The organism is Nocardia jiangxiensis NBRC 101359, assembly GCF_000308615.1.
GTDB lineage: Bacteria > Actinomycetota > Actinomycetes > Mycobacteriales > Mycobacteriaceae > Nocardia > Nocardia jiangxiensis.
In genome coordinates this window covers 538886-564764 of sequence record NZ_BAGB01000041.1, presented here as the reverse complement: position 1 = coordinate 564764, position 25879 = coordinate 538886, and the positions used below count along the sequence as shown (strand labels likewise).

At 66.6% G+C, this 25879-nt stretch carries 28 protein-coding genes; 17 read left to right on the top strand and 11 right to left on the bottom strand.

Translation table 11 applies throughout. The annotated features are described in order from the left end of the window. Nucleotides 1-193: 193 nt before the first annotated feature. Nucleotides 194-442, top strand: coding sequence for a hypothetical protein (locus ON40_RS16675; protein WP_040823419.1), 249 nt, complete (start codon nt 194-196; stop codon nt 440-442). Here ON40_RS16675 and ON40_RS16670 read toward each other — a convergent pair. Next, complete coding sequence (locus tag ON40_RS16670) at nt 426-2423, bottom strand: APC family permease (protein ID WP_040823416.1); 1998 nt, start codon at nt 2421-2423, stop codon at nt 426-428. The two genes, ON40_RS16675 and ON40_RS16670, sit on opposite strands and share 17 nt — an antisense overlap. Before the next feature lie 382 nt (nt 2424-2805). On the opposite strand from ON40_RS16670, the gene ON40_RS16665 reads away from it, so the two are divergent. Both ON40_RS16665 and ON40_RS16660 read left to right on the top strand, forming a co-directional pair. Then, the gene (locus ON40_RS16665; RefSeq protein ID WP_040823412.1) at nt 2806-4020 is read left to right on the top strand and encodes a PucR family transcriptional regulator; all 1215 of its coding nucleotides are present in this window, start codon (nt 2806-2808) and stop codon (nt 4018-4020) included. 33 nt (nt 4021-4053) lie between these two features. Further along, nucleotides 4054-4956: a class I SAM-dependent methyltransferase gene (locus tag ON40_RS16660; RefSeq protein ID WP_040824348.1), complete on the top strand. Its 903-nt coding sequence runs from the start codon at nt 4054-4056 to the stop codon at nt 4954-4956. On the opposite strand, the gene ON40_RS16655 is transcribed toward ON40_RS16660, so the two are convergent. The 4 genes from ON40_RS16655 to ON40_RS16640 form a co-directional block, all read right to left on the bottom strand. Continuing rightward, complete coding sequence (locus ON40_RS16655; RefSeq protein ID WP_040823410.1) at nt 4957-5604, bottom strand: hypothetical protein; 648 nt, start codon at nt 5602-5604, stop codon at nt 4957-4959. Nucleotides 5605-5723: 119 nt separating this feature from the next. Beyond that, complete coding sequence (locus ON40_RS16650; protein WP_040823406.1) at nt 5724-6290, bottom strand: TetR/AcrR family transcriptional regulator; 567 nt, start codon at nt 6288-6290, stop codon at nt 5724-5726. 62 nt (nt 6291-6352) lie between these two features. Then, the gene (locus tag ON40_RS16645) at nt 6353-6634 is read right to left on the bottom strand and encodes a hypothetical protein (protein ID WP_040824347.1); all 282 of its coding nucleotides are present in this window, start codon (nt 6632-6634) and stop codon (nt 6353-6355) included. A 125-nt stretch (nt 6635-6759) separates the two neighbouring features. Next, on the bottom strand, nt 6760-6957 hold the full coding sequence (locus ON40_RS16640; protein ID WP_040823403.1) for a hypothetical protein: 198 nt from the start codon (nt 6955-6957) through the stop codon (nt 6760-6762). 435 nt (nt 6958-7392) lie between these two features. Between ON40_RS16640 and ON40_RS16635 the strand changes: the two genes are divergently transcribed. After that, entirely contained in the window at nt 7393-7626 is a 234-nt protein-coding gene (locus ON40_RS16635) for a DUF397 domain-containing protein (protein ID WP_051193176.1), read from the top strand. A 91-nt stretch (nt 7627-7717) separates the two neighbouring features. Continuing rightward, nucleotides 7718-8608 (top strand): Sco1979 family transcriptional regulator, encoded by an 891-nt coding sequence (locus tag ON40_RS16630; RefSeq protein ID WP_040823400.1) that lies wholly within the window; start codon nt 7718-7720, stop codon nt 8606-8608. A 159-nt stretch (nt 8609-8767) separates the two neighbouring features. On the opposite strand, the gene ON40_RS16625 is transcribed toward ON40_RS16630, so the two are convergent. Then, complete coding sequence (locus ON40_RS16625; RefSeq protein ID WP_235747973.1) at nt 8768-9007, bottom strand: hypothetical protein; 240 nt, start codon at nt 9005-9007, stop codon at nt 8768-8770. A 445-nt stretch (nt 9008-9452) separates the two neighbouring features. On the opposite strand from ON40_RS16625, the gene ON40_RS16620 reads away from it, so the two are divergent. Beyond that, nucleotides 9453-10310: an acyl-CoA thioesterase domain-containing protein gene (locus ON40_RS16620; protein ID WP_063713018.1), complete on the top strand. Its 858-nt coding sequence runs from the start codon at nt 9453-9455 to the stop codon at nt 10308-10310. 20 nt (nt 10311-10330) lie between these two features. Here the strand turns inward: ON40_RS16620 and ON40_RS16615 are convergent, their stop codons facing one another. Continuing rightward, nucleotides 10331-11161 (bottom strand): phosphotransferase family protein, encoded by an 831-nt coding sequence (locus ON40_RS16615; RefSeq protein ID WP_051193175.1) that lies wholly within the window; start codon nt 11159-11161, stop codon nt 10331-10333. 511 nt (nt 11162-11672) lie between these two features. Here ON40_RS16615 and ON40_RS16610 point away from each other — a divergent pair. The 6 genes from ON40_RS16610 (at nt 11673) to ON40_RS16585 (ending at nt 19854) form a co-directional block, all read left to right on the top strand. After that, nucleotides 11673-13067 (top strand): lipase family protein, encoded by a 1395-nt coding sequence (locus ON40_RS16610; protein ID WP_040823395.1) that lies wholly within the window; start codon nt 11673-11675, stop codon nt 13065-13067. A gap of 567 nt (nt 13068-13634) precedes the next feature. After that, nucleotides 13635-14678: an alpha/beta hydrolase gene (locus ON40_RS16605; protein ID WP_051193174.1), complete on the top strand. Its 1044-nt coding sequence runs from the start codon at nt 13635-13637 to the stop codon at nt 14676-14678. A 323-nt stretch (nt 14679-15001) separates the two neighbouring features. Continuing rightward, nucleotides 15002-16228 carry an esterase/lipase family protein gene (locus tag ON40_RS16600; RefSeq protein ID WP_040823393.1) on the top strand — a complete coding sequence of 409 codons (1227 nt, stop codon included), beginning with the start codon at nt 15002-15004 and terminating at the stop codon, nt 16226-16228. A 133-nt stretch (nt 16229-16361) separates the two neighbouring features. Then, a complete protein-coding gene (locus tag ON40_RS16595) occupies nt 16362-17360 on the top strand; it encodes an alpha/beta hydrolase (RefSeq protein WP_040823391.1) in 999 nt (332 codons plus the stop codon). A gap of 245 nt (nt 17361-17605) precedes the next feature. After that, a complete protein-coding gene (locus ON40_RS16590; protein WP_051193173.1) occupies nt 17606-18991 on the top strand; it encodes an ABC1 kinase family protein in 1386 nt (461 codons plus the stop codon). A gap of 92 nt (nt 18992-19083) precedes the next feature. Continuing rightward, nucleotides 19084-19854 carry a hypothetical protein gene (locus ON40_RS16585; protein WP_040823389.1) on the top strand — a complete coding sequence of 257 codons (771 nt, stop codon included), beginning with the start codon at nt 19084-19086 and terminating at the stop codon, nt 19852-19854. A 14-nt stretch (nt 19855-19868) separates the two neighbouring features. Here the strand turns inward: ON40_RS16585 and ON40_RS16580 are convergent, their stop codons facing one another. Further along, complete coding sequence (locus tag ON40_RS16580) at nt 19869-20453, bottom strand: TetR/AcrR family transcriptional regulator (protein WP_040824333.1); 585 nt, start codon at nt 20451-20453, stop codon at nt 19869-19871. A 94-nt stretch (nt 20454-20547) separates the two neighbouring features. Between ON40_RS16580 and ON40_RS16575 the strand changes: the two genes are divergently transcribed. The 3 genes from ON40_RS16575 (at nt 20548) to ON40_RS16565 (ending at nt 22433) form a co-directional block, all read left to right on the top strand. After that, a complete protein-coding gene (locus tag ON40_RS16575) occupies nt 20548-21417 on the top strand; it encodes an NmrA family NAD(P)-binding protein (RefSeq protein WP_051193171.1) in 870 nt (289 codons plus the stop codon). A 142-nt stretch (nt 21418-21559) separates the two neighbouring features. Beyond that, the gene (locus ON40_RS16570) at nt 21560-22009 is read left to right on the top strand and encodes a MarR family winged helix-turn-helix transcriptional regulator (protein WP_040823386.1); all 450 of its coding nucleotides are present in this window, start codon (nt 21560-21562) and stop codon (nt 22007-22009) included. A 1-nt stretch (nt 22010) separates the two neighbouring features. Continuing rightward, nucleotides 22011-22433, top strand: coding sequence for an organic hydroperoxide resistance protein (locus ON40_RS16565; protein WP_040823384.1), 423 nt, complete (start codon nt 22011-22013; stop codon nt 22431-22433). A 55-nt stretch (nt 22434-22488) separates the two neighbouring features. On the opposite strand, the gene ON40_RS55495 is transcribed toward ON40_RS16565, so the two are convergent. Beyond that, nucleotides 22489-23112, bottom strand: a complete 624-nt coding sequence (locus tag ON40_RS55495) for a TetR/AcrR family transcriptional regulator (RefSeq protein ID WP_040823382.1) — start codon at nt 23110-23112, stop codon at nt 22489-22491. Between the two features lie 76 nt (nt 23113-23188). Between ON40_RS55495 and ON40_RS16555 the strand changes: the two genes are divergently transcribed. Next, entirely contained in the window at nt 23189-24037 is an 849-nt protein-coding gene (locus tag ON40_RS16555; protein ID WP_040823380.1) for an oxidoreductase, read from the top strand. A 231-nt stretch (nt 24038-24268) separates the two neighbouring features. Here ON40_RS16555 and ON40_RS16550 read toward each other — a convergent pair whose 3' ends face one another. After that, a complete protein-coding gene (locus ON40_RS16550; protein WP_040823377.1) occupies nt 24269-24700 on the bottom strand; it encodes a DoxX family protein in 432 nt (143 codons plus the stop codon). Between the two features lie 96 nt (nt 24701-24796). Here ON40_RS16550 and ON40_RS16545 point away from each other — a divergent pair, with 96 nt between their 5' ends. Further along, nucleotides 24797-25357, top strand: a complete 561-nt coding sequence (locus tag ON40_RS16545) for a TetR/AcrR family transcriptional regulator (protein ID WP_040824329.1) — start codon at nt 24797-24799, stop codon at nt 25355-25357. 30 nt (nt 25358-25387) lie between these two features. Here ON40_RS16545 and ON40_RS16540 read toward each other — a convergent pair whose 3' ends face one another. Continuing rightward, complete coding sequence (locus ON40_RS16540) at nt 25388-25825, bottom strand: MarR family winged helix-turn-helix transcriptional regulator (protein WP_083895682.1); 438 nt, start codon at nt 25823-25825, stop codon at nt 25388-25390. Between the last annotated feature and the right edge of the window lie 54 nt (nt 25826-25879).

Genomic DNA, 25879 nt, shown 5'->3' with positions numbered 1-25879 from the left:
TGTCTCCGGGCTGGTCGCCAGGGGGTGAGTGGTCAACAGGTACTGGCGGTTCGAGCATCACCGTGAACTATAACGTGTTCCAGTTTACCGGCCGATCCGGCGAACGGCGTGGCGGCGTGCGACGCAAGAGTCGCTGAGCTGGATCGGAACAGCTCGGTTGGACGGCCGACCGGCTATGTGATTGAAAGGAGTCATGGTCTGGGGGGTGCTCGTCGTCGCGGTCGCAACCGCGATTCTGTTCTCCTCCTTCTTCACCGAGACCTGGGCCCGTGAGGCCGCGCAACGTGCCGAGGCTCCCGATCTCCCGGCACACACCTACCGGTCACTGCGCAGCAGACAACGGCACATGCAGGCGGTCACCCGCTGGTTGCGGGTGGCCGCGGTGCTGTACCTGCTGATCGGCCTGTTCGCGGACTGGTTGTGTCTCACCCTGGTCCGGTGATGCCGCGACGGATCTCGCCGGGGCTGTGCTGAATTCGTTCGGATGACCGCGACCGCGACGAGCGCAGCTGATAGGGCACGCTGGTCACCATCACGCCGGGCACGAACAGCAGCCGCGCCTTGAGCCGCAGCGAACTCTGGTTGTGCAGCAGGTTCTCCCACCAGCGGCCCACCACGTACTCGGGAATGTAGATCGCGACCACATCGCGCGGACGGGAGGTCCGCACCCGCTTGATGTATTCGATGATGGGCCGGGTGATTTCGCGATAGGGCGATTCGACCACCTTCAGCGGGATCGGCACCCCCGCCTTCTCCCAGTCGCGCGTGAGCTGGCGGGTATCGGAGTCGTCGACGTTCACCGAGATCGCGGTGAGCGTGTCGGGCCGGGTGGCGCGGGCGAACTGCACCGCGCGCTGAGTCGCCTTGTGCCAGCTGGAGACCAGCACGATCGCGTGCACGCGGCCGGGCAGCGTCTCGAGCTCGTCGGGGTCGACGTCGAGTTCGGCGCGCACCCGCGAATAGTGCCGATGGATACTCGCCATGATCGCCACCAGCACCGGGATCGCGAACACCACCAGATACGCGCCGTGGGTGAATTTGGTGACCATCACCACGACCAGCACCACGCCGGTGAAACAGGATCCGAAGGCGTTGATGATCCGCCCCCGGTGGATGCGCGCGCGCTCGGCCGGCGTCTTCGCGGTGCGCAGCTCCCGGTTCCAGTGCCGCACCATGCCCGCCTGACACAGCGTGAACGAGGTGAACACGCCGACGATGTACAGCTGGATCAGTCGCGTGGTCGAGCCGTGGAAGGCGTAGATGAGCCCGCCCGCGACGACAGCCAGCAGGATGATGCCGTTGGAGAAGGCCAGCCGATCGCCGCGGGTGTGCAGCTGGCGGGGCATGTACCGGCGCTGGGCCAGGATCGAGTTCAGCAGCGGGAAGCCGTTGTACGCGGTGTTGGCCGCCAGGATCAGGATCAGGGCCGTGGTGACCATCAGGTAGTAGAACGCGATGCTGTGCCCGCCGAACACCGCCGCGGAGATCTGCGCGATGACCGTCTTCTGCGCATCGGTGTTGCAGTTGCCGGGGAAGTTGGTGATATCGCAGGTGTTCTCGGTGACCCTGGTGTGCGAGATCATCGCCAGGGCCGTCACGCCGCCGAACAGCGCGATGGCCAGCCCGCCCATCGCCGTCATGGTGCGGGCGGCGTTGAGCGCCTTCGGTTTGCGGAATGCCGGGACGCCGTTGGAGATGGCCTCGGCCCCGGTCAGGGCGGTACAGCCGGAGGAGAAGGCCCGCAGCAGCAGGAACGCCACCGCGGCCGAGGACAGACCGACCTGTTCGGGGCGGATCTCGTAATGGGCGCTTTCGGCGACCGGCGCATGCCCGGACATGGTCTGCCCCAGTCCGACGACGGTCATCACGAGCACGCCGATGACGAATCCGTAGACCGGGATGGCGAAGGTCCGGCCGGATTCCCGGACGCCGCGCAGATTCATCGCGGTCAGCAGGGCGATGAAGCCGATATTGATCGCCACCCGATACGGATTGAGGTCCGGCAGCGCGGAGATGATGTTGTCCACGCCGGAGGCCACCGACACCGCGACGGTCATGATGTAGTCGACCAGCGACGCCGCGGCGACCACGAGTCCCGCACCGGGGCCGAGGTTCTCCGCGGCCACCTCGTAGGATCCGCCGCCGGAGGGGTAGGCCTGCACGACCTGCCGATAGGACAGCACCACCACGGCCAGCAGCACGGCCACCGCCGCGGACACCCACCAGGCCAGATGCAGGTAGAGCACGCCGCCCAGAGTGAGGATCAGCAGGATCTCCTGGGTCGCGTACGCGACCGAGGACAGCGCGTCGCTCGCGAAGATCGGTAGGGCGATGCGCTTGGACAGGAGCGTCTCACCGAGTCGATCACTGCGGAACGGGCGCCCGAGGACTAATCGCTTCGCGACATCGATCGGTGAAACCACGATGAGCCAGCCTAAGCGGGAGCAGTTGCTGTTGGGAAACCGGCAGGGACGTAGATGGATAAATATTGTGGCGTGAACCGTACGGATCCTGTCGGTATCGGGTCCCTGGGTCCGGCGATTCACTATTGTAGGCCGCTCGCAGCACGGGTACCGGCCGAAACGCGGGCTGAGCTAACTTTCAGTCACTACCGCATGTGTATACGTGTATTGATTTCGGATGCGAGCTACCGCAAGACGTCGCTGAGGCCGATTGTGACCCGTCACAGACTCAGTATGGGTGGATGCACCCGGGCGACAAGGCCCGCGCTTGTCTGTTCAGGACGGAAGTATCGGCCGATACTGTAATCGGTGCGCGATTACCGCGGGCGCGGAAGGAGCCACCATGACCGTCACACCCTCGGCCGTCGATCTGACCGTCTCCGGACGTCCGGTCTCCCAGCCGCTGCAGGACGTCTGGAGCCTGTCACGGCAGATGGTCGATCACTTCATCGCCAATGTCGCTCCCTGCGGCACGCTGCCGGACGATGTCCTGCACGGCGACGTCGCCACCATCACCCGGCTGTGTGTGGAGATGACCACCAGCATGCTCGACGGCGGTGACATCGCCGCGAAGACCGAGCGGGTGCAGGCCGCGGCCGCCGAGTGGGCCCGCGAAGGCATTCCGATCGACACCATCCACCGGGCGGTGCACGAGGGCTTCAACATCGGTTTCGATCTGGTGTTCGCGCAGGCCACCGCCGAGGACTACGACACCGTGCTGGCCACCGCGCGGCGGATGCTGGAGATCCTGGGCACGCTCACCTCGACCGTCTCGGTGGCGTACGTCAAGGAGTACCGCGCGGTGGTGAGCGAACACCACACCGCGGTGCACACGCTGACCTCCGCACTGCTGGGCGGACATTCCAGCGCGACCATGGCCCGCGAATGCGGTATCGAGATCGCACCCTCGTACCACGTTCTGGCCCTGTCGATTCCGTCGCATCCGGAGGAACGCAACCCGCGCGTGGACCGGAAGGTCGTGGCCCGCCGCAAACTCCGACGGGTACAGGCCGAATTGGCCACGCGCTGCGGCGAATCGGTGCTCTCGCTGTTGAGCGTGGACGGCGGCACGGTGCTGATCCCCGGGAACACCCTGGACAGTGCGCAACTCGACGAACTGGTGACCTGCCTGTCGCGGGCCGCGCAGGTGCCGATCCGCGCCACCGCGGTGCGCGCGAAGGCCGCGGAAATCCCCGACGGCGCGGACCGCGCACACGAACTGCTGGACATCGTGCATCGGCTCGACTGTGTGGACGGACTCTACCGATTCGACGATCTGGCCCTGGAATACCAGCTCACCCGGCCCGGACCCGGCCGCGAATATCTGGGATCCCTGCTGGACCCGCTGGAGAACCACCCAGACCTGCTGACCACCCTGCAACGCCATATCGCCAACAACCTCAACCGCGGCCGCACCGCGCGCGGACTGCACGTGCACACCAACACGATCGACTACCGCCTCAAGCGTGTGGGACAGCTCACCGGATTCGATCCGAATCAGCCCTCGGGGCTGTGGTATCTACGATCCGCCCTGGTGGCGCGTAGCTATCGAGCGTAGGCACGTCCCGGCGCGATCGGTACCGTGGGGATCATGCGTACCGAGGGAGACTCCTGGGACATCACCACCAGCGTCGGATCCACCGCACTGTTCGTGGCCGCGGCGCGCGCACTGGCCGGACGGGATCCCTCGGCCCTGGCCGTGGATCCGTTCGCGGAGATCTTCGTTCGCGCGGCGGGCCCGGAGTGGTCCCCGATGCTGGACGGCGGCGAGCCCGCCGAATTGCTCGCCGAATCCGAATTCGGCCGAGCCTTCCAGGAATTCCAGGCCGCCCGCACGCGCTACTTCGACGATTTCGTGGCCGCGGCGATCGATGCGGGCATCCGGCAGGTGGTCATCCTGGCCGCGGGCCTGGACGCGCGCGCCTATCGTCTGCGCTGGCCCGAGGCCACCATCGTCTACGAACTGGATCGGCCGCAGGTGCTCGAGTTCAAACGAGAGACCTTGGCGGCCAACGGGGACAAGCCGCTCGTCGACCGCCGTGAGGTGGCCGCCGACCTGCGGCAGGATTGGCCGGGGGCGTTGCGGGAGCAGGGATTCGATCCCGCGCGGCCGACTGCCTGGCTGGTCGAGGGACTGCTCATCTATCTCCCGGCCGACGCTCAGGAGCAACTGTTCGACACCATCGATGCGCTCAGCGTCGCGGGCAGCCGGGTGGCGGTGGAACAGATGGACCCGCTCCCCGAGGAGGCGGCCGCGGCCATCGGGCAGATGCCCGACGAGACCGAGACCGGCGGCAACGGGCAGTGGACCGCGCTGATCTACAACGAACCGCGCAGTGAGGTCACCGCCTGGCTCACCGCACACGACTGGCGGGCCGAGCGGACCGATGTGCCCGATTATCTTCGGGCACACGGCCGCCCGGCGCCGAACCGGGATCCGCGGGAGGGGCTGGTGCCCGCACTGGTCAGCTTGGTGACCGGGATCCGGGCGTGATCACTTGCCGCTGGGATGGCCGACCTTCGCCAGTGCGGTGGTCCAGTCACCCGCGATGGCGCTCTGGGCGTCGGTGAGCGCGACCTTGCCCGAGCACACCAGCGAGTGCAGCTGATTCTCCACGGTGTCCTTCGGGTTGTTGGGGCCCGCACCGGGCTTGTGTCCGGGCGAGGGCGGCTCGACCCAGAGGTTGCGCGCGTCGTTGGGATCGCCGCCGAGTTCGAGTGAGATCAGGTGGTCGTATTCGGCGTCGTGCAGAGATCCGGTGTAGCCGTACGACTTCGCGTTGGCGTCCTTCTCCCGGCCGGTGATGTTCGCCGGTGGCCGGATTGTGGAGGTGTAGCCGCTACGACAGATCGTCTGTGCCTGCGTGTCGGCGGTGACCTTCGGATTGGTCGCTCCCGGAGTGCAATTCGGGTCGGGCAGTGGCTGCCCGTCCGAGGACTTCCCGAAATGACATGTGCCGGGGGCGGGTTGGGCCTGGACCGTATAGGTGCCCGACGGTCCTGGACCGGCCGGTACGGAGGTGGCGAATTTGGCGTTGGCGGGTTTGACCGCCTGGGTAACCGATTTCGTGGTCTGTGCGGAGCAACCGGCGACGAGAATCGGTACGAACAGCGAGATCATCAGGGTCTTACGCGCGAACATGAACTTCCCTCTTGCCGAAGAGCAACTGCGCCCTCATTGTGCGGTATCGGCGGGGACACGCGGCTACTGGACACGCGCTCAGTTTGCTGTGAATCGAAATTCGGTGGCCAGCACTGATTTCAGGCGTTGCTCGCGGTCCGGTCGTAGATGTCCAGCGCGAGGGAAACGGCTGCGGCGCGGCACTGTTCGTCGGTCAGCTCGACATCGCCCATCATGCCCACACTCCAGGAGATCGCCAGAAGCGCCTGGCGCGCATGGAAAATCGCCAGCGGATCGCGATCGGCGCCGGTGACGGCGTCCGCGACCTGCCGGAACTGATACCGCAGCGCCGATCCCACGCCGAGCCGCCGGAACGCGGCCTGGTTCTCGTACATGAAGCGGGTCATCTCGCGCCCGGTGTCGTGCAGCACCATCCCGTAGCGCCGCAGGATCTCTCGGCCGGTATCCCGGCCGGGCGGCTGGGCGGCGGCCCAGGTGAGGATCTCCTCGACCCTGGTCCGCAGATCGTCGGCCAGGCTGACGACGATGTCCTCCTTGGCGGGAAAGTGATAGTAGATCGCGGCCTTGGTGATGCCCAGGCGCTCGGCGATCTCCCGCACCGAGGTCTGGTCGTAGCCCTGCGCGGAGAACAACTCCATTGCCAGCGTGCGGATTCGGTCGCGGGTGTCGGTGCGCCGACCTGCCACCGTGCCTCTCCCATCATTGCTCGACGACCGGATGGCGCCGACTGTATCCGCAAGGTTGCCGGCTACGACCCCAGGAGCGAATTCATCAGGGTGCCCGCGCTGGTCGCCACGACACCGCCGATCAGCGCCCCGGCCACCATCTTCGGTGATTCGACGCGGCCGTTGTCCCACTTCTCCCAGCCGAAGCGGGCGCCGGCGAAGATGAGCGCGGCGCTGCCGGACAACAGGGCGAACCAGGTGCCGTAGTGCAGCAGTTGCATGAACTTGCTCGCCAGGGGAGGAGCCTCGGGCGTCGGATTCGAGACCTGGGCGAGAACCACTTCCTGTACAGCTGTGAGGATCATGATGCCCTCGTTCCGCGAGACCGATTCGGATGATGCGTCATATCCCATGGTAGGGCGCATCACTCGACGAATATCGCCGGAATGACCTGCTGTGGAGCAGCTTTCGCGTTTACCCGACTTGACGCTTACTCGTCGTCCAGGCCGGCGGACAGATAGGCCGCCGCGGCGATCCACTGGCGGCAACCGAGGTGGCGGTCGTGCGCGTGCAGGATGGCGCGGGCGCGGCGATAGGTCAGATCCCAGGGCTCCACGGTGCACTCGCCCGGCGGCGCCATGCTCGCGGCGCGCTCGCGGGTGCCTTGCTGCTGAATCACATATGTCATGGGACGCCTCTAGCCGTTCGCTCGTGCATTGCGGTGGCGATACTGGCGCGGGAGCCCAACTCTCCGGCGTTGTCCGGCCATGTCGTCCTGGACGAGTTTAGGACTCCGTACAGTGCAGATGCAAGTACATCTGCACTGTCGCAGGGCGGTGTTTCAGGGGCGCGAATTTTGTGAAATCTCACCCATCTGGAAGTTCACAACCGACCAACCGGTCGCTATTGCGAGAATTGTCGCAGCTCAGAAGCTATTGACATGTCAAGATCAAAACTCTTGCCGTCCTTGTCCTTTCGGTCGGGTGAACCCTCGATCCGAAGCAATCGGCGTGCTATCGTCAGATCGTCGGTTCATTTGCAAGAACATTTGCGCGAACATCTGCAAGCACCGGCAGGGCCGCCGAGGGCGGCAGGTTCGGAATCGTCTAGCGAGGAGACAGAAATGGCCGAGAGCACAGCAGCAGGCATTGGTCGCACGTCCGACCTGGCATGGCGTAAGAGCACCTTCAGCAACCCCAGCGGCAACTGTGTCGAGGTTGCCGATATGGCGAACGGCCTGGTGGCCGTGCGTAACTCCCGCGATCCGGAGGGGGCCGTATTGGTCTACACCCGTCCGGAAATCGACGCATTCCTGCGCGGCGCGAAGAGCGGGGAATTCGACGATCTGGCTGGGTGAGCTGTAGCATTACCTCGGCGCGGTGTCGGTTTGCGACGGGGTCTGGGTGGCCTGCACTGCCGTTGGTCGTCGAGCATCGGAGTGGATTTCAATGGTCGCAGAACCCGGCCGGATCGGCCGTGTGGAATCGCTTGCCGCCGAACGTGGTCCAACGGCGCTACGGATCGCGGTCGGCGGGCAGCTCCGCAAACTACGCGAGCAGGCCAACATCACTCGCGAGGCCGCCGGCGAAGCCATCCGTGGCTCGCACGCCAAGATCAGCCGACTCGAGCTGGGGCGCACCGGTTTCAAAGAGCGTGACATCCGGGATCTACTGACTCTCTACGGTGTGAACGACGCCGTGGAGCGCGAAACGTTGCTCGAACTCGTTCGCAAGGCGAACCAGCCCGGATGGTGGCATCGATACAGCGACCTTCTGCCGCCGTGGTTCGAGACGTACCTCGGTCTCGAACACGCGTCGAAGTCGATCAGAACCTTCGAAGGGCAACTCGTTCCCGGGCTCTTGCAGACCGAGGAGTACACGCGCGCGGTCGTCGCGCTCGGACACGAGAGCGTGGATACCGCGCGCCGGGTCGAGTTGCGCAAGCGTCGGCAGGAGATCCTGGATCGGCGCGGCGGGCCGACGCTGTGGGCGGTCATCGACGAGTCGGTGTTGCACCGGCCGATCGGCGGCACCGAGGTGTTGCGGGCACAGCTGGAGCATCTGGTCGAGGTGTCGTCCTGGCCGAATGTGACCATCCAGGTGCTGCCGTACGCCGCGGGCGGCAATGCGGCGGCGGGCAGTTCGTTCACGATGTTGCGGTTCGCCGAGCCCGAACTGCCCGACATCGTGTACCTGGAGCAGTTGACCAGTTCGCTGTACCTGGATCGGCAGCAGGATCTGGAGATGTACCGCCAGGTCATGGACCGGCTCAGCGTGCAGGCCGAGCCGCCGGATCGGTCGCGGCGGCTGATGGCCGAGGAAGCCGAGAAGCTGAAATAGCCGAATTCGGGCGAGCATTCCGGGTCGTACGCCCGGAATGCCCGAATGCGGTCGAACTCGCGTCGGCGGGCCCTGGATCGAACGGAAACAGTCGACGACGGAACCGTCGGTATTACTCGGCGGCCCCGTCGTCGACGGTGTACTTCCTATATATCTGTATTACTGCTTGATGCAACTGGATGCGATGCGCCAGAACGCCTCTGGCTGCAACGACGTGAAATTCCAATCGTTCATCATCGCGTGCGCGGTGCTGACGATCCGTTCGACATCGAAATCGTCACGTGTGGCCGCGCCGGTGGACTCGACCGCATCGATGACGAAACGGGTTGCGGTCTCCCGCGAATAAACATTGCGCTCGGTCCGGTTTCTATCAATGATTCCGAGCCGGCCGAGGTCCAATGGCTGGTTCATTCGAACGCCCCTGACGCCACGCCGCGGGTGGGCTGGTGACCGGAAATTGGCTCCTGGTTCACCCTACGGCTGTCTGGTAGTCCCCTGTACTGCCTTGCGGTTCGAGTCTAGGACCGTGTAGCGAGCATATGCAAGTACATCTGCAACATCGATTGTGCAGTCGCAGTGCGCGTTTCGGGTGCTGTCGGATTGCTGTTCGGCGGTGTCGTTGTCGTGCGGAGCCACAGTGACCGCATTGTTGTGTTGCTATCTGGACGCCAGTTCAAATCTGCTGCGAAATCGCTTCGGCGCCAATCTCGCGGCGCGGTGGTACGAGCATGTTCCGGCGTCCTGCGGAGGGTGCGATGAGAACACGTTTCACATGCGTGCTATATCTGCCTGAGAAGCAAGATCGGTTACGCGGTGACCGGGAGAACGGGCAGGACGGGGCGCCATGAGTGAGCTCGCGAGCGATATGTACGGCTACTTCGACGCGGTGGGCGACCGATTCGCGCCGCGTGCGATAGCGGCGAGTCAGTGGTCGGCCGAGCAGGTGGTCGGGCCGGCGCTGTGTGGGCTGCTGGCGCGGGAACTCGAACGGGCGCACGGCACGGACGGTTTCGTCCCGGTGCGGTTGACCGTCGACATGTTCAAACCCGCGCACATGCGAGAGCTCACGGTGACCACGCAGCGGGTGCGCGACGGTCGCCGCATTCGGCTCGCCGATGCCACGGTGCTGGAGGACGGCGTACCCGCTGCGCGGGCGTCGGCGGTGTTCCTGCAGCCCTCGCAGGAACCACCCGGGGTGATCTGGAAGCGCGAACAGCAACCGGTTCCGCCGCCGCTGGACATCGCGCCGCTCTCGCACGGGCCCGATGCGCCGCTGTGGCGCAGTGACGGCTCGGGTGAGTGGTCCCGCGTGCCCTCCGAGCACGAGGACGCCGGTCGCAAACGCAGCTGGCAGAACCCGGTCCCGGTGGTGGCGGGCCAGGAGCTCTCGCCGTTCGTGCGCGCCGCGATGGCCGGCGAACAGACGAGTATGGTGACCAACTGGTCCGACGCCGGGGTGGGTTTCATCAACACCGATCTGACGATGGCGCTCGCCCGCATGCCGATCGGCGCGGATATCGGCCTCGAGGCCGACAACCATCTGAGCGAGCGTGGCATCGCGGTCGGCAGCGCAACCCTGTTCGATCGCCACGGCGCGTTCGGCACCTGCATGATCACGGCGGTGGCCAATGCCGCGCGGCAGATCACCGCGAACCATCTGGACGGCGTGATCGCCGCTCGGGCGAACGGCGGTGCGGCCTAGACCCTCTCGGGCGACGAGGCTCAGGACATGGCGCGATGATCGGCCCAGCGGCGCGCCGCGTCACGCAGGCTGTGCGTCCAGACGTTCGGACGGCGATGCGCGGTGGTCTCCCATTCTGCCGCGAGCGCCGCGGAGAACGCCCACAGCTGATGCCGGGTCGCGGTGTGCCAGGCCGGGGTTCGCGCCGCCCACTGTTCGGCCTCGGCCGGTTCGTGGCCGGCCAGGATGAGCCAGACGATCCAGCACGCCGGATCGATCCAGGCGGCGCCGCGGGTGGCCCACGGCCAGTCGACCAGCCGGGCGTCGCCGTCCTCGTCGATGATGACGTTGGAGTAGTTCCAATCGGTATGCAGCAGTGTGGATCCGGCGAACAATGTGCGTTCGTCGGGGTCGGGTGCGTAGCGACCCCACCGCTGGACCGCGTCGTTGATCTCGAGGTCGGCCGGGCAGGGCAACTGCGCGAGCGCGGTCATCGTCCGGGCCGTGGCCGCGAGTTCCGCATCGATCCGGTAGTCGGCGAAATGGCCCGGAAGGTAATGGAATCCGAGCAGATCCCAGCCTCCGGCGGTAACGTGCCAGCGCATCGGCGGACCGATCGGGAACACGTAGGACCACAGGTTCGCCTCGCGGCGTTGTGACCACACCTCCGGATCGTCCAGCGGAATGCCCTTGACGAAGGTGCGTTCGCTCGCGGTTTCGATCACGGCGGCGAGATGACTACTGAATCCCGCGTTGACCGGATCCACCCGAAGGATCGGGCCGGTCAACACCTCGACCGCGGCCCGCGCGGTCTCCGGTATCTGCTCCCAGCTGTGCCGCAGCGGCGAAACCTGCACGCGATCGACTGTCACTCTCGAAGATCTACCGCGAATTCGCCACTCAGGCAAGCCAACTCCGAATCCGTATTTGCCGATGCACGATCGGATGCACATACGCTCGCTCGCCAGGTCGAGGATCGGATGATCCGATTGCTTACCTACGATTATCGCCGCAGGTGAGGGGTTTGTTAGTGCGGTCGAGGCGAAAAGTGCGACAGTACGGAAATAGCGACCGGTCGGTTGGAATCATAAAGTTTGCTGACGGTGTGCCGTGCATCGGCGCGTGCGCTCTCTGCTCCGGATATGTCCGTTGCCGCGACGGGGGAGTGCGCGCCGATGCGGCTGTGATCCCTTGCTGTAGCTGCGATTCGGCTGCGGGTGTGGCGATCTCGAACCGGACTCACCGTGCATACGATCGGAAAACGACGAGCTGGCAGGACATTCGGCCGACGTACGCTCGAACGACGCGGTGTGGCGGGCTCATTGTCGGGGATGGGTGCGCGGTTGGAAGCGCACCGGGGTGAGTCCGTCTTGGGGGTGCGTGATGCGTACTTGGCGTGTCCTGCTCATCGTGTTCGTACTGGTCTGCGGCTCGGCCACGGCCTTCGCACACGCCGGGCCGATACCTGTCGGTCCACCGAATCCGCCGGCGCCTCCGGCGATTCCGTCGCTGCCCGGTATCGATGCGGTGCAGCAGTGGATCGACGCGGTGGTGCCCGCGCCGCCGATCGTGCCGCCGTCGGATCCGATCGCGGCCCCGCCGGGTACCCCGGTGGAGCTGGCGCGACTGCAGCAGGCGGTGATGCCCTCCGACGTCGGGGATCCGATGTTCGACGGGTGGCCCGCGAACCTGGCCGCCGAGGCGCCCGGCGCGATCATCGCCGTCCGCGATGTGACCGCGACGGCGGCGCCGCTGTTGGCGGTGCCGGTGCGGCAGGTACTACTGCTGAAATTCCGGACCACGGACGCCTACGGCGGACCCTCGTTCGGCACTGCCACACTGGTGATTCCGGCCGCGGCGTGGGCCGGGTCGGGGGAGCGGCCGGTGGTGGTGAACAACCTGGCGATCGATGCGCTCGGACGCGCCTGCACCCCGGGATACACCCTGGCCCACGGCTTCAACGCGCATTCCAGCCTCGGCGACGACCTCCCGCCGACGACGCAACTGGCGGTGCTGCGCGGATACGCCGTGCTGATTCCCGATCACGAGGGACCGCGGATGGCCTATGCCGAACCGTATGTCGCCGGACATGCGGTACTCGATTCGATTCGCGCAGTCCGCAACCTGCGCCCGGAAGAATTCGGGGCCAGTCGTTTCGCCATGCACGGTTATTCCGGCGGGGCCATCGCCACGCGCGGCGCGGTCGCGCTGATCGGTTCCTACGCACCGGAATTGGCGACGGTGATCGTCGGTGCTGCGCTGGGCGGGGTGCCCGCCGACTACCGGATGCTGGCACGCAGCATGAACGCGAATCTGGCCTCGGGTGTATTCCTGGCCGCGACGTTCGGCGTGGCCAGGGAACGTCCGGAGATCCTGTCCCGGATGAACAATCTGGCGCGCTGGGCGGCGATCTCACCGTTGAAGGACACCTGCGACAGTACGTTCGGCGCGGCCGGCGTCCTGATGCTGCCCGCCGACGTGGCCGCGGACATGCCCGATGCGCTGCACAGCCCCCTGGCCGACCGGATCTACACGATCACCGCCATGAACGGGATGAAATCGCCTGTGCCGCTGTACGTCTACCAGGGTGAGCAGGAGTTCTGGATCCCGGCCGAGGGTGCTCGGGACTACTACGCACAGCAGTGCGCGCTCGGGGCGCGGGCGGTCTACCGGAGTGTGCTGGGCGAACATCTGATCGCCGACGCGCTCGGCTATCCCGAGGCCGCGGCCTGGGTCGACCAACGGCTGCAAGGGATTCCGGCTCCCGACGGGTGCTGAAACCCTGCGCATCCCGGCCGGGTTCGGGCGATCGCAATGTGGCGTCCGGGAATTCGGTGTGAAAGCGGCCGGAAACGCATCCCGATCGGCATTTGTGTGTCACCCCTAGGCGTTCGGCGGGCAATTCATGAATTGTCATCGGATCGCTGTCGTACCGCCCACGAACCCGTTCCGTAGCCGTATCGTTATCTGCACGCGGAGCCGGTGTTTGCGCGGTCGGCGCCGCGAAAAGGTGTCGGCACCGTACCCGGAACAGGAAGGAGTGCGCCGGTCCGGTCGTCACACCAGCCACCGCCGGGTGGTGCCCCGAAACCACCCACCCGGCAGCGCACGTACGCACCACGGCAACTGGACTTCCAACCCCTCCCGCCCTCCGGTGCATGTGCGGGTGGACCCGACCCGCCGGACGCAACCCTCACCCCAGCGTCCGGCGGGGCTCCGCGCCCGGTCATTCCCCTGTGACCACCGAGGATGCTTTGCCTTGCCCGAAGGAGTACGTGTGAGCACCGCCAGGACGGATCGGGATCATGCGCGCGGGCTCGTGCGCGACGTCGGTTCCGGCGTGTTATGACCGTTCGTACGTCCCTCGGTGCGGTGGCGGCGTTGCTGGCCACCGCGATCCTCGCCGCGCCCGTCTGCGCCGATCCGGTGCCTGCCGGTCCGCCCGCCCTGGGTGCGGCGTCGAGTCGATCGGCCCTGGTGCGCACCGAGACTCGCGGAGCGCACTGGGAGCGCCTGTACGTGCGCTCGGCCTCGATGCGCCGGGTGATCCCGGTCGACGTCCTGCGCGGCGCGGGCCCGGGACCGCATCCGGCGTTGTATCTGCTGGACGGCGTGGACGGCTCGCCGACCTCCGACTGGCTGACCAAGGGACATGCCGCGGAATTCTTCGCGGACAAACCGGTGGACGTGGTGCTGACCGGTGACGGCGTCGGCAGCATGTACAGCGACTGGGAGCATTACGACCGCACCCTGGGCCTGAACCGGTGGGAGACCTTCCTGATCGATGAGCTGCCGCCGATCGTGGAGTCCTATCTGCACACCGACGGTCGCCGCGCGGTCGCGGGCGTCTCGATGGGCGCGCAGGGCGCGATGATGCTCGCGCAGCGGCATCCGGGTTTCTTCCGCGCGGTCGCCGGGATCAGCGGATGTTATTCCACCGCGGACAATGTCGGCGAGGCGGTCACTCGTATCACCGTGGCCTCGCGCGGCGGAAATCCCGAAAATCTGTGGGGGCCGCCGAATTCCCCGGCCTGGCTCGCGCACGACAGCTTCCTCGGTGCGGCGACGTTGCGCGGCACCGCGATCTATCTCTCGGCCGCGACCGGTGTGCCCGGTCTGCCCGATCTCGAGGCCATCGCCGATGCGCCGAACGTGCTCGGCGCACTGCAACAGTCCGGCGGCGGCGTCGCACTCGAGGCCGGTGCGTTGGCGTGCACCGAGCGGTTCGCGGAACGTCTTGCGCAACTGCGCATTCCGGCGACGGTCGAATACGAGCCGACCGGCACGCACGCGTGGCAGTCCTTCACCGACGAACTTCCCGCGGCATGGAATGCCATTGCGAAGGCATTTCACGGTGAGGCCAGCAGAATCGCCGTCGAGGCCCGCTGAGGAGTCGAACACCGGGCGGTTGTCGCCGCGCAGGATCGCAGTGTTCGTGATTGTTTCGTGATGGGAACGGAATTCCGGTCCGGCGGGTATCGCTTCCGTCAGTGCGGTGTGCGCCGGGGCGGTCCAGCTCCGGCAATGTATTCGCCCGGGATTGTGGACTCTCACCGGCACTGCCGAGCGCACTAGTGAGATTTCGAAGAGCCCTGGTCACACCATATCGAAGCCCTGTTGCCGGACCCTAGCGTGAGCCCAGTTCGGATGCCCGCACATCGCTTCGCGGGCAACGAAACCGAGAACGTCGTGGTTCTGCAGGAAGGTTTGGAATGAGACGAACTACCCGCGCCCGGTCCTTGCGTGCTGTGGTCCTCATGGGTGTCACGCTGCTCACCGTGGGCTTCGGCTGCGCCGGGGCGAATGCCGATCCGGCGCAGGCGCCGGCTCCGGCCCAGCATCCGACCGGGCAAACGCTCGCGGACTTCATCGCCAAGGGTCTGAAGAACAAGGCCGCCAAGCCGATCGTCGACACCGGTAGTGCCGGTACGGGTTCGGCCTGCACCTCGGGCAGCGGTGCGGGGTCGGGGAACGGCTCGGGCGACTGCTACGGCGGTTCGGGCTCGAGTTCGGGTTCGCAGGGCGGAACATCCTCCGACACCGTCGGTTACGGCCCGGCGAGTACGGCATTCCTTGCTGCCTTCGGCTATTCGCTGCTGCATCCGAATGTGGCTCCGCCGGGGACCAACGACTGGAACTGCAAGCCGACCGCGCAGCATCCCGAACCGGTGGTGCTGGTGCACGGGACGTGGGAGAACGCCTACGACAACTTCGCGTACGTCAGCCAGCCGATCAAGGATGCCGGGTACTGCGTCTACACGTTCAACTACGGCGAGTCGAATCTGCTGGCCGGTGGCGGACTGGGATCGGTGCTGCCGGGCGCGAACGGCACCGAGAACATCCCGGACTCGGCCAAGCAGCTGGCGACCTTCGTCGATCGCGTGCTGGCCTCGACCGGTGCGCCGAAGGTGAACATCGTGGGCCACTCGCAGGGCGGGGCGATGTCGCGGTGGTACCTGAAGTACGAAGGCAGCGCGGCCAAGGTCGATCACGAGATGACCTTCGGCGCCACCAATCACGGCACCACGCTGGACGGTATCGGCGCACTCGGCCGGGCCATCAACAACTTCGGCATCGACGTGCTGGGCCTGATCGAGATCTTCGTCGGACACTCCGGAATTCAGCAGACCGTCGGCTCGGACTTCGTCAACAAGCTCGACGCGGGCGGCGACACCGTGCCCGGGGTGAACTACACGGTGGTGGGCACCCGCTACGACGAGGTCACCACCCCGTACAACCTGACGTTCCTGCAGCCCGGCCCGGGTGCGACGGTGCACAACATCACCCTGCAGGACGGTTGTGATCAGGACCTGTCCGATCACCTGACGATGATGTACTCCCCGCGGGTGTTGTCCATCATCCTCAACACCCTCGATCCCAGCGTGCCGTTGAAGTGCACCTTCAACCCGTGGCTGCTCGGCGGCGGCGGGAAGCTCTGACGGCCGATCCTTCCATCGTGCGTGTGCCTGCCGGGCGAAGCGAATTCCGCTGCCCGGCAGACATACGCGCGTCGCACCACCCTTTCCCGGTACGGGCCGGGGAACAGTACAGAGAGTTCCGATGATTCGAAATATGTTGCGTACCGGCGTTCTCGCGGCGGTGGTGAGCGTCGCGGCCGCCGTATCGACCGCAGCGCCGAGTGCGGCCGAGGCGCCCGACGGCTCGGCCGTCACCGGCACCTGGGCGGTGAACGCGAATACCGTTCAGCTGCGGGTGCATTCGGCGGCGATGAACACCAACATCATGGTCAACGTCCAACGACCGGTCGATCCGAAGGCGCCCGCGGGCGTGCTGTATCTGCTCAACGGCGGTGGGGGAGGGCAGGATTCGGCGACCTGGCAGCGCAATACCGATGTGCAGCGGTTCCTGTCCGGTAAACAGGTGATCGTGGTGCAGCCGGTCGGCGGCCGGTGGAGTTACTACACCGACTGGCGTGCGCGCGATCCGAAACTCGGCCTGTACGAATGGACGACGTTCCTCACCGAGGAACTGCCGCCGCTGATCGCGGCGAGCTTCGCCACGACGGGCGCGAACGCCGTTGCGGGACTGTCCACTTCGGGCACCTCGGTGCTGCAGCTGCCGATCGCGAAGCCCGGCCTGTACCGCGCGGTGGCCGCCTACAGTGGATGCGCGCAGATCAGCGATCCGATCGGCCGGGAATTCGTCAAACTGGCCGTCGAGGACTGGGGCGGCGGCGATACGCAGAACATGTACGGACCCGACGACGATCCGATGTGGGCGGCCAACGATCCGTACCTGCATGCCGCCGGGTTGCGCGGGCTCGAGCTGTTCGTCTCGAGCGGGTCGGGCATTCCGGGGATGTACGACACCTACAACGGTCCGCACATGCTGCCGGGAGTGTCCGGTTACGCCGATCAGATGGTGATCGGCGGCGTCATCGAGGCAGCGGTGAACTGGTGCACGCACAATCTGCGGACCCGTCTCGGGCAGCTCGGCATCCCCGCCACCTTCGACTTCGAACCGGCCGGCACCCATTCCTGGGGTTACTGGCAGGACGCGCTGAAGCGATCCTGGCCGGTTCTGGCGGCCGGACTCGGCGTGCCGGTGTGAACCGGCACCCCGGCGACGGGCCGTACACTCTGTGCCGTACACCTGGATGCCGGTGTTCGGGAGGGTGCGGCATTCGGAGCGGCGATGTCCGTGGAGCCGTGCTCCCGGCCGTTCCGGCCGGACCCGTCGAGGCAGGTGAGTGATACGGACGAGGTGGTCGAAGCGATGCGGACGGCGAGCGAGGAGATGGTCGCGATATCGGACAGCGCGCAGTGGAACGGCCGCGCAGGTGCGGCGGTCGCACGGTGACGGCGGGATCGGCGACGGCCTCGGCTCGGTCCGACGAGCAGGTGGTCCGTCCGGCCCTGGAGAAATTCGGATTCGCCGAATTCCGGCGCACCGCGGCCATCGGTACGGTCCTGGGCGGCTGTGTGGTGCGCCGGGTGGTGCGCGGTGGGCTGCGTAAGGCCAAGCGCCGGCACGCCATGGCCGACGGTGTGGTCGACGGCTTCGAGGCGCTCGGTCCGATGTTCGTCAAACTGGGCCAGCTGATCGCCTCCTCACCCGGTGCGTTCCCGCCCGAACTGGCCGATGCCTGTCTGCGCTGCCTGGACGATGTGCCGCCGTTCCCGGGTGTCGACGCGCGCAAGATCGTCGAGGCCGATCTGGGCCGTCCGATCGACGAGCTGTTCCGCGAGTTCGACGACACCCCGTTGTCGGCGGCCTCGGTGGCGCAGGTGCACGGGTGTGTTCTGGCCGACGGCCGTCCCGCCGTGGTGAAGGTGCAGCGGCCCGATATCGCCCGGCGCATGATCGTCGATCTGCGCGCGGCGTTCCGGCTGGCCCGGATGATGGAGCGCCGTTCGGAGAACGCCCGGGTCGCCAATGCCGGTGGCGTGGTGCGCGATCTCTACGAGACGACCGTCGCCGAACTGGATTTCCGGAACGAGGCGGGCAATCAGGTTCGCGCCCGGGAGAATCTGCGTGCCTTCGGCGACAATGCCAGTGTCGCGATTCCCGAGGTGTATCCGGAGTACTCGGGTCCGCGGGTGTTGTGCATGGAACGGATGAGCGGGCTGCCGCTGGACCGGTTCGACGATATCCGCGCGGTGCATCCGGATCCGGAGCTGCTGATTCGCCGGTTGGTCAAGGCGTGGCTGGAAAGCGTTGTGGTGCACGGGCTTTTCCACGGTGACGTCCATGCGGGCAATTTGTGGCTGCTGGACGACGGGCGCGCGGCGATGCTCGATTTCGGCATCGTCGGCACGATGTCGCCGCCGTGGCGGGATTTCGTGCGCGCGCTGTTCCACGCCAGTGCCATCGACGGCGATTTCCGGCCGGTCGCACGGGCGTTGCGGGAGCTGGATCTGGTCGAGGCGGACGCCGGTGACGATGCGACCATCGGCCGACAGCTGGCGACCGCGCTCGCGCCGGTGCTTTCGGGCAAGCTCGCCAAGCTGGATATGGGTAAGGTTGCCGCGCGGTTGATCGAATTCGGCAAGCGGCGCGGCGCTTCGGGGCCCGAGCAGCTGATTCTGATGGGTAAGCAACTCGGCTACTTCGAACGCTATGCGGTTGCGCTGGCGCCGGGGTGGCGTCTGGGGCAGGATCTGTACCTGTTCCGCAACGTATTTCCGGAAGAGGTGGCCGCCAAGGCCGCCGCGGAGGGCATCGAACTGCCTGCGGACTAGTTGATCTCCGGCCTGTCGATCCCGGTGGTGGGCTACGGTGCGTACCGGATCGATCTGCAGGCCAACCGATCATGTGCCGACGGAGGACAGCGATGAACGGGCCCGAAACCTATAGCTGGGAGATCACCTACACCAGGTTCGACGGCACCAGCCGGGTGGATCACGGTGGGGGACAATTCGGTTCGCCGGAGGAGGTCACCGGGCGCATCTGCCGCACCTTCGTGGAGGTCGGCACCGCGCTGTTCGACATCACCTGCGACGACGTCACCGAACAGCACTATCACGACGTACTGGACGCCCGGGTGGAGGACCGGCCCGATCCCGGACAGCCGTTCGAGCACCTCGGCGCGGTGATACTCGATCACGAAGGCGCGGAGCGGATGTCGCTGACCGCGCGGCTGGTCTATCGCTCGGTGACCGAGGCCGCGGTCGAGGAGTACCGGGAGCAGCTGGAGGAGTGGGAGCGCCGCGACACCGAACGCCGGGCCCGTCGGGCCAAGGCCGCCGCCGACGCGGGGCGGCCCAGCATTCAGCCGCTCGATCCGCGGTTGCGCAGCCTGATCAGCAATTTGCAGGTGGAGGCCGACACCGTCCGCGAGGAGATCTTCACCCCCGACCACTGTCGCGAGCAGCTCGCGCTGGCCGAGAACACCGTGGCCGCGGCCATGGCGGCGCAGAACGCCGCCGAGGCGGGCGGGAACGTCGCCGAGGCCGCGCACGCTCGTGCCTACATCCAGCGCTGGCGTCCGCGCATCACACGCTGGGCCAGCATGCTCGAGTTGACCACCGAGGCCTACATGGACGCCGCCGCGGTCGATGCCGAGGCCGAACGGCTGGCGAACATCCCGCCGTCGCCGGTCTGAGGGCCGCCGGAGACTCAGTGTCGTCGGGGGGTGGCTGACGAGCCGGGTGGGCGTAGGCCGTCCAGGACGATGGTGACGCGGCGGGCTCGGTCGGTGTCGTCGGGAGCGGGGTGGGCGTCGACAGCCAGGACGGCGGCGGCGATGGCGTGGACGTCGGCGAGGTCGACGTCGGCGCGGATGGTGCCCTGAGCTTGGGCTCGTTCGAGCAGGAGGGTGAGTTCGGCGTCCATCTGCCGACCGGCCTCGCGCATCTCCTCGGTGCTTCCGGCCTCCTCGAAAACCGCTGCCATGGAACGGTTGTCGCGGGCGTTGGCCACGGTGGCGGTGAGAAAGGCGATGAAGGCGTCGCCGGGATCGCGCTCGTCCCGCAGACGTCGGGCGAGCTCGGTCAGCTCGCGGAGGCGGTCGGTGATGATCGCGGCGAACAGGGCCTGCTTGGTGGGGAAGTGGCGGTGCACGGTGCCCTGGGCGACGTTCGCGCGTCGGGCGATCTCGCGCAGATTCGCCTGTGGGCCGAGGTCGTCGAAGGCGGATCGGGCCGCAGCGAGGATCTTGGCGCGGTTGTCGCGCGCGTCGGCACGCAACGGTCGATCGGTCACCGGCACACTCCGATCTGGCAACCGGGTCATCTGACCCGTATAGTTTCAACCGGGTCATCTGACCCGCTTCGTTTCGCAGAATACAGGAGTTCGCATGTTTCTCGTGACCGGTGCCGGTGGTGAACTGTTCGGTCGGCCCGTTCTGGACCAGCTGCGTCATCTGGTTCCCGAGGCGGACATCGTCGCCGGGACGCGTGATCCGGAGGCTGTCGGTGTGCGCACCGCATCCGGAATTGCCGTGCGGCGCTTCGATTTCGATGAACCGGACTCGATGGCAACCGCATTCGACGGAGTGACGGCGGTGCTGATCAACGGCACCAATTACGGCACGCCGACCCAGCATCGGGGTGTGCAGCACGCTGCGGCGATCCGGGCGGCGGTGGCGGCGGGCGTGGCACGCATCGTCTATCTGAGCTGGCCCGATCCTGAGCGGTACGCACTGCCGATGATGTCCGACTTCGCGGCTTCGGAAGCGTTGCTGCGCAACCTGTCCGCCGATGCGACGATCCTGCGCACGACGTACGGCTTGGCTCAGACGGTCGGTCGAGATGTGACGACGGCTATCGCCGTCGGAACGCTCGCGGCCCCGGCCGGACGGGCGCGCACTGCACCGGCTCATATCGATGACCTGGCCGAGGCTGCCGCTCGGGTGCTCGTCTCTGATCAGCATCGCGGCCGGCGCTACACGCTGACCGCCGCGGACAGCATCGACTGGGATGATCTGGCGAAGCTCGCGTCCACGATCGCGGCGAAGCCTGTCGGCTATCAACCCGTCGAGGACGAGCAGTTCCTGAATACGCTTGCCGAGCAGGGGATTCCGGGGGAGTTGGCCGAGGTCCTGCTGGGTGTGTATCGCGCGTTCCGCAGTGGATGGACCGGGACGTCGACCGGGGACCTCGCCGAGATCCTGGGCCGCGCGCCGCGCCCTGCTCTGGATGCCGTGTCCGCGGTTGTCTCCGGCTGACGTGATTCGGCGGCCCCTCGGGGCGGTGGGCTACGGCCGTTGTGGTGCGCGGTCGCCGCGGTGGTCTCGACACGGGCCTGGGATGGTGCGGCTTCGCAGATAATGGTTGTGCACAACTAAGTTGTGTACTACATTGTTGTGTGTGACCGATCAACTGGCTCTGGATCAGCAACTGTGCTTCGCGCTGTACTCGGCATCGCGGTCGATGACGGCGGTGTACCGGCCGAAGCTCGAGGCGATGGGGCTGACCTATCCGCAGTATCTGGTGATGCTGGCGCTGTGGGAGCAGCGCGAAGGTCGCAGCGTCGGTGAGTTGTGTGCGGCGCTGGGGTTGGATTCGGGAACATTGTCGCCGCTGCTCAAGAGGCTCGAGGCGGCCGGTTTGGTGACACGGAATCGTTCGGCGGCCGATGAGCGCCGCGTCGAGATCGAACTCACCGAATCCGGTCGGCGGCTGCGCGCCAAGGCCTGCGGTCTTCCCGCCGAGATCGGCGAGGCCGCCGGAATGTCATCGGAAGATATCGGGACGCTGTACCACCTGTTGCAGCGCCTCAACGGCGCACTGAGCGCCAACACCGCGAAGGAGAACTGAGATGCAGGTCCTGTACACGGCAGAGGCGCTGTCCACCGGCGACGGACGCAACGGCCAGACCCGCACCACCGACGGCAAAATCGATGTGGCGCTGTCGATTCCGAAGGAGATGGGCGGCTCGGGCGAGGGCACCAACCCGGAGCAGCTCTTCGCCGCCGGTTACGCGGCGTGCTTCCACTCCGCCCTGCGCCTGGTCGGCGGCAAGGCCAAGGCGAACATCGACGACTCGGCCGTCGGTGCCCGGGTCGGCATCGGCTCCAACGACGCGGGCGGTTTCACGCTCGAGGTGACCCTCGAGGTCTCCCTCCCGCACCTGACCCGCGAGCAGGCCCAGGAACTGGCCGACACCGCCCACCAGGTCTGCCCGTACTCCAACGCCACCCGCGGCAACATCGACGTCCGCGTGGTCGTCGCGGAGGACTGATTTTCGGATATTCGGGCCGCATCGTCATGGACGATGCGGCCCGTTGTCGTCGGCGTCAGGGGTTGTTGTCCGGGATGACGCGGTGCCAGATTTCGGTGCAGGTGCGGGCGGTGGTGGGGAGTTGGTCGGGGGATTCGACGGTGGTGCGGTAGAAGGTTCGTTCGGTCATCCAGCAGAGGGATTGGGCCAGGGCGGGGGCGTCGGTGGGGGCGGGGCCGTCGGGGAGGCCGGCGCGGACGAGGATCAGGGTCAGGGCGTCGCGGCTGGTGGCGATGGCCTCGGTCCACAGGTCGCCGATTTCGGGGACGAGCGCGGAATATTCGACGGCGGTGCGCATGACCGAACCGTGTTCGCGCCACATGCTTTCGGTGCCTTGCACGGCCAGGGCGATGGCCTCGCGCGGGGGTAGATCGGTGTCGGCGGTCGGTACCAGGGCGGTGGACCGGAGCTGTTCGAGGGTGCGGGCCACGAGTGCGGTGAGGACCTCGTTCTTGGAGCCGAAGTAGAAGTACAGCGAGCCGCGGGAGATGCCCGCGCCGCGAGCGATGTCCTCGACGGTCATGGCGTCGGGCCCGGGCTCGGCCAGCAGGGATTCCGCGGTATCGAGGATGGCTTTCTCGCGCAGCTCGCCCTTGCGCAGGGTGTCGCGGTGTCGTCGGCGGGACGTACTGGTGGCCATGCAGCCGAGGGTACCGTCCCGGACAGCATAATCTACGTCACGTGCAGAAAAATCAACGGTGTGTAGACTTTGCGGCATGGCGAAACTCTTTCTCATCACCGGTGTCAGCAGCGGGCTCGGTCGCGCCTTCGCCGCGGGTGCGCTCGAAGCAGGTCACCGTGTGTGCGGCACCGTGCGCAAGCCTGACGACGCGGCCGCGTTCGAGGCCCTGGCGCCGGGGCGGGCGTATGCGCGGCTGTTGGATGTCACCGACGAACAACAGGTGTTCGAGGTGGTCGCCGAGGTCGAGAACACGCTCGGCGGGATCGACGTAGTGATCGCCAACGCCGGATACGGCGTCGAGGGCGTGTTCGAGGAGACGCCGCTGTCGGTGTTGCGAGATCAGTTCGAGGTCAACGTTTTCGGGGCCGCGGCAACCATCCGCGCGGTACTGCCGGGGATGCGTGAGCGTCGCAGTGGGCACATTCTGGCCGTCACGTCGATGGGCGGGCTGATGACGGTGCCGGGGTTGTCCGCGTACTGCGGCAGTAAATACGCCCTGGAGGGGATTCTCGAGACCGTCGGCAAAGAGGTGGCCGGGTTCGGAATCCGCGTCACCGCAATCGAACCCGGTTCGTTCCGCACCGATTGGGCGGGTCGGTCCATGGTTCGCGCCGAACGTGCCATCGCCGACTACGACGAGTTGTTCGACCCGATCCGCACCGCGCGTCAGACCGCCAGCGGCAACCAACTCGGCGATCCCGTCAAGGCCGCAACTGCGGTGCTGGCCGTTCTCGATGACCCGAATCCACCGGCGCACCTGCTGTTGGGTTCCGATGCCCTGCGCCTGGTCACCGCGGGCCGCGCATCCGTCGATGAGGACATCGCGACCTGGGAGACCTTGACTCGTTCCACCGATTTCCCCGACGGTGCGCAAATCCGCTGACATGTGCGGCAAGCGCATCGCCGGCCATCCGGCAATGCGATGAACCGGGCGTAGCCCGAAGCGCGGTGCTCGCCCACCGCCGGACTGGGCACCAGGCCATGAGAGTGTCGGTGCGAAACCTCGGGCCCACGCAATCGCCAGGTGACCATCGGTCGAATCCTGTTGCCTGCGTGGGCCCGACGAGCTGCGACACCATCGGCGTGATGTGAACACCTTCTCGGAGAAGGGGATTCAGAACGCGGCGACGACGCAGGCGGCGATGAACAGAACTTGTAGCGCCGTACGTGCCGGGAGTGGAACGGTTTTCAGGCCGACGTGGGCGCGTGCCGCGCGGACATTGGCCGGGAACATCAGCACGAGTAACGCCACGAGGCAGGATGCGGCGACGGGTGCGACCGGTGGAATGAGAAGACCTGCGGCACCAGCCAATTCGAGTATTCCGGTCAAGGTGACCAGATTGGCTGCGGCGGGTAGGCGCGGGGGAACCATCTCGATGAGGGCGTCGCGCCGGGGCTGTAGGAAATGGGCGCTGGCGGTCAGGACGAACATTGCCGCGAGGCCGAGGCGGACGGCGTGCGGCCAGGAATCGAGCCAGCCCGGGAGCGGTAGGCCGACCAGGCGGGCGATGCCGCTGACGACCACGAGAACGATGAAGGGTGCCATCAGGGTCTCCTGAGTAGCCGATGAATCTTGACGCTGCCTAGATTAGGCTCGCACGCGAAACTTGTCAATGTCTAGATTGTGAGTGATGATCATCGGGTGACCAGGAACCGCTATCACCACGGAGATCTGCGGGCGGTATTGCTGGCCGAGGCGGCCGAGCAGATCGCGGCCGAGGGCATCGATGCGGTGTCGCTACGCGCCCTCGCGCAGCGCGCCGGAGTCTCGCACGCGGCCCCCGCTCATCACTTCGGCAACCGCCAGGGCATGCTGACCGAACTCGCGATCGAGGGGTTCGGCCTGCTCGCCGACGAATTACACAGTGCCGGAGCCGATTTCCGTGAGGTGGCGATCGCCTATATTCGATTCGCCCGCGTGCACCCGGGCCACTTCGAAGTCATGTTCCGCCATGACCTGCTCGACACCAGCAATGAACAACTGATCGCCGCCCGAACCCGCTCCGGTGCGTACCTGCGCGAGGGCGTCGCGGGTACCGGCGTGCCGCCCGAACGCCGCCGGGACGTGGAACTCGCCGCCTGGTCCCTGGTCCACGGTTACGCCTCGCTGTGGCGCGAAGGCGCACTGGCGGATTCGCGACTCGGCGAAGGCGACCCCGAAGAACTCGCCCGTCGCATGCTCGCGACCGTCGAATTCGGTTGAGCCACGACCGGACTGGGTATCCAGCTCCCTCTACGCCGGGAGGGCGGCCTCGGCAATCGACTGCAACGAGGTTCGCAGTGTCCGAAGGCTCCGATCGGTGAGACCGGCGAGCAGAGGGGTCATCACATCCTCGACAATGGCGTTGCAGCGTCGCACGACCTCGTCGCCCTCCGGGGTGATCCGGTGCAGAATCGCCTTACCGACGCCGGGCCTGCGCTCGAGCAGCCCTCGCTGTTCGAGGCGGGCCACCACCGCGCCCGCGGACTGATCGGACTGCCCGGTGAACAGCGCCAGCGCGTGGGTCGAGGAATCCGGCTCGGCCACGACGGCGAGCAGAATTCCCCACTGCGGCAACGTCATCCCCGCCCGAGCGAGCGCTGCTTCGCAGGCCATCTGCTTGCGCAGCTGCGCCCGCCGCAGCAGCATCGCGATATCGACACCGTTGGGCACGTTCTGGTCGGCTCTCATTCGCACAGTGTAGGACTATCTCCTACCCCTTATATAAGGACACGTATATGCGGG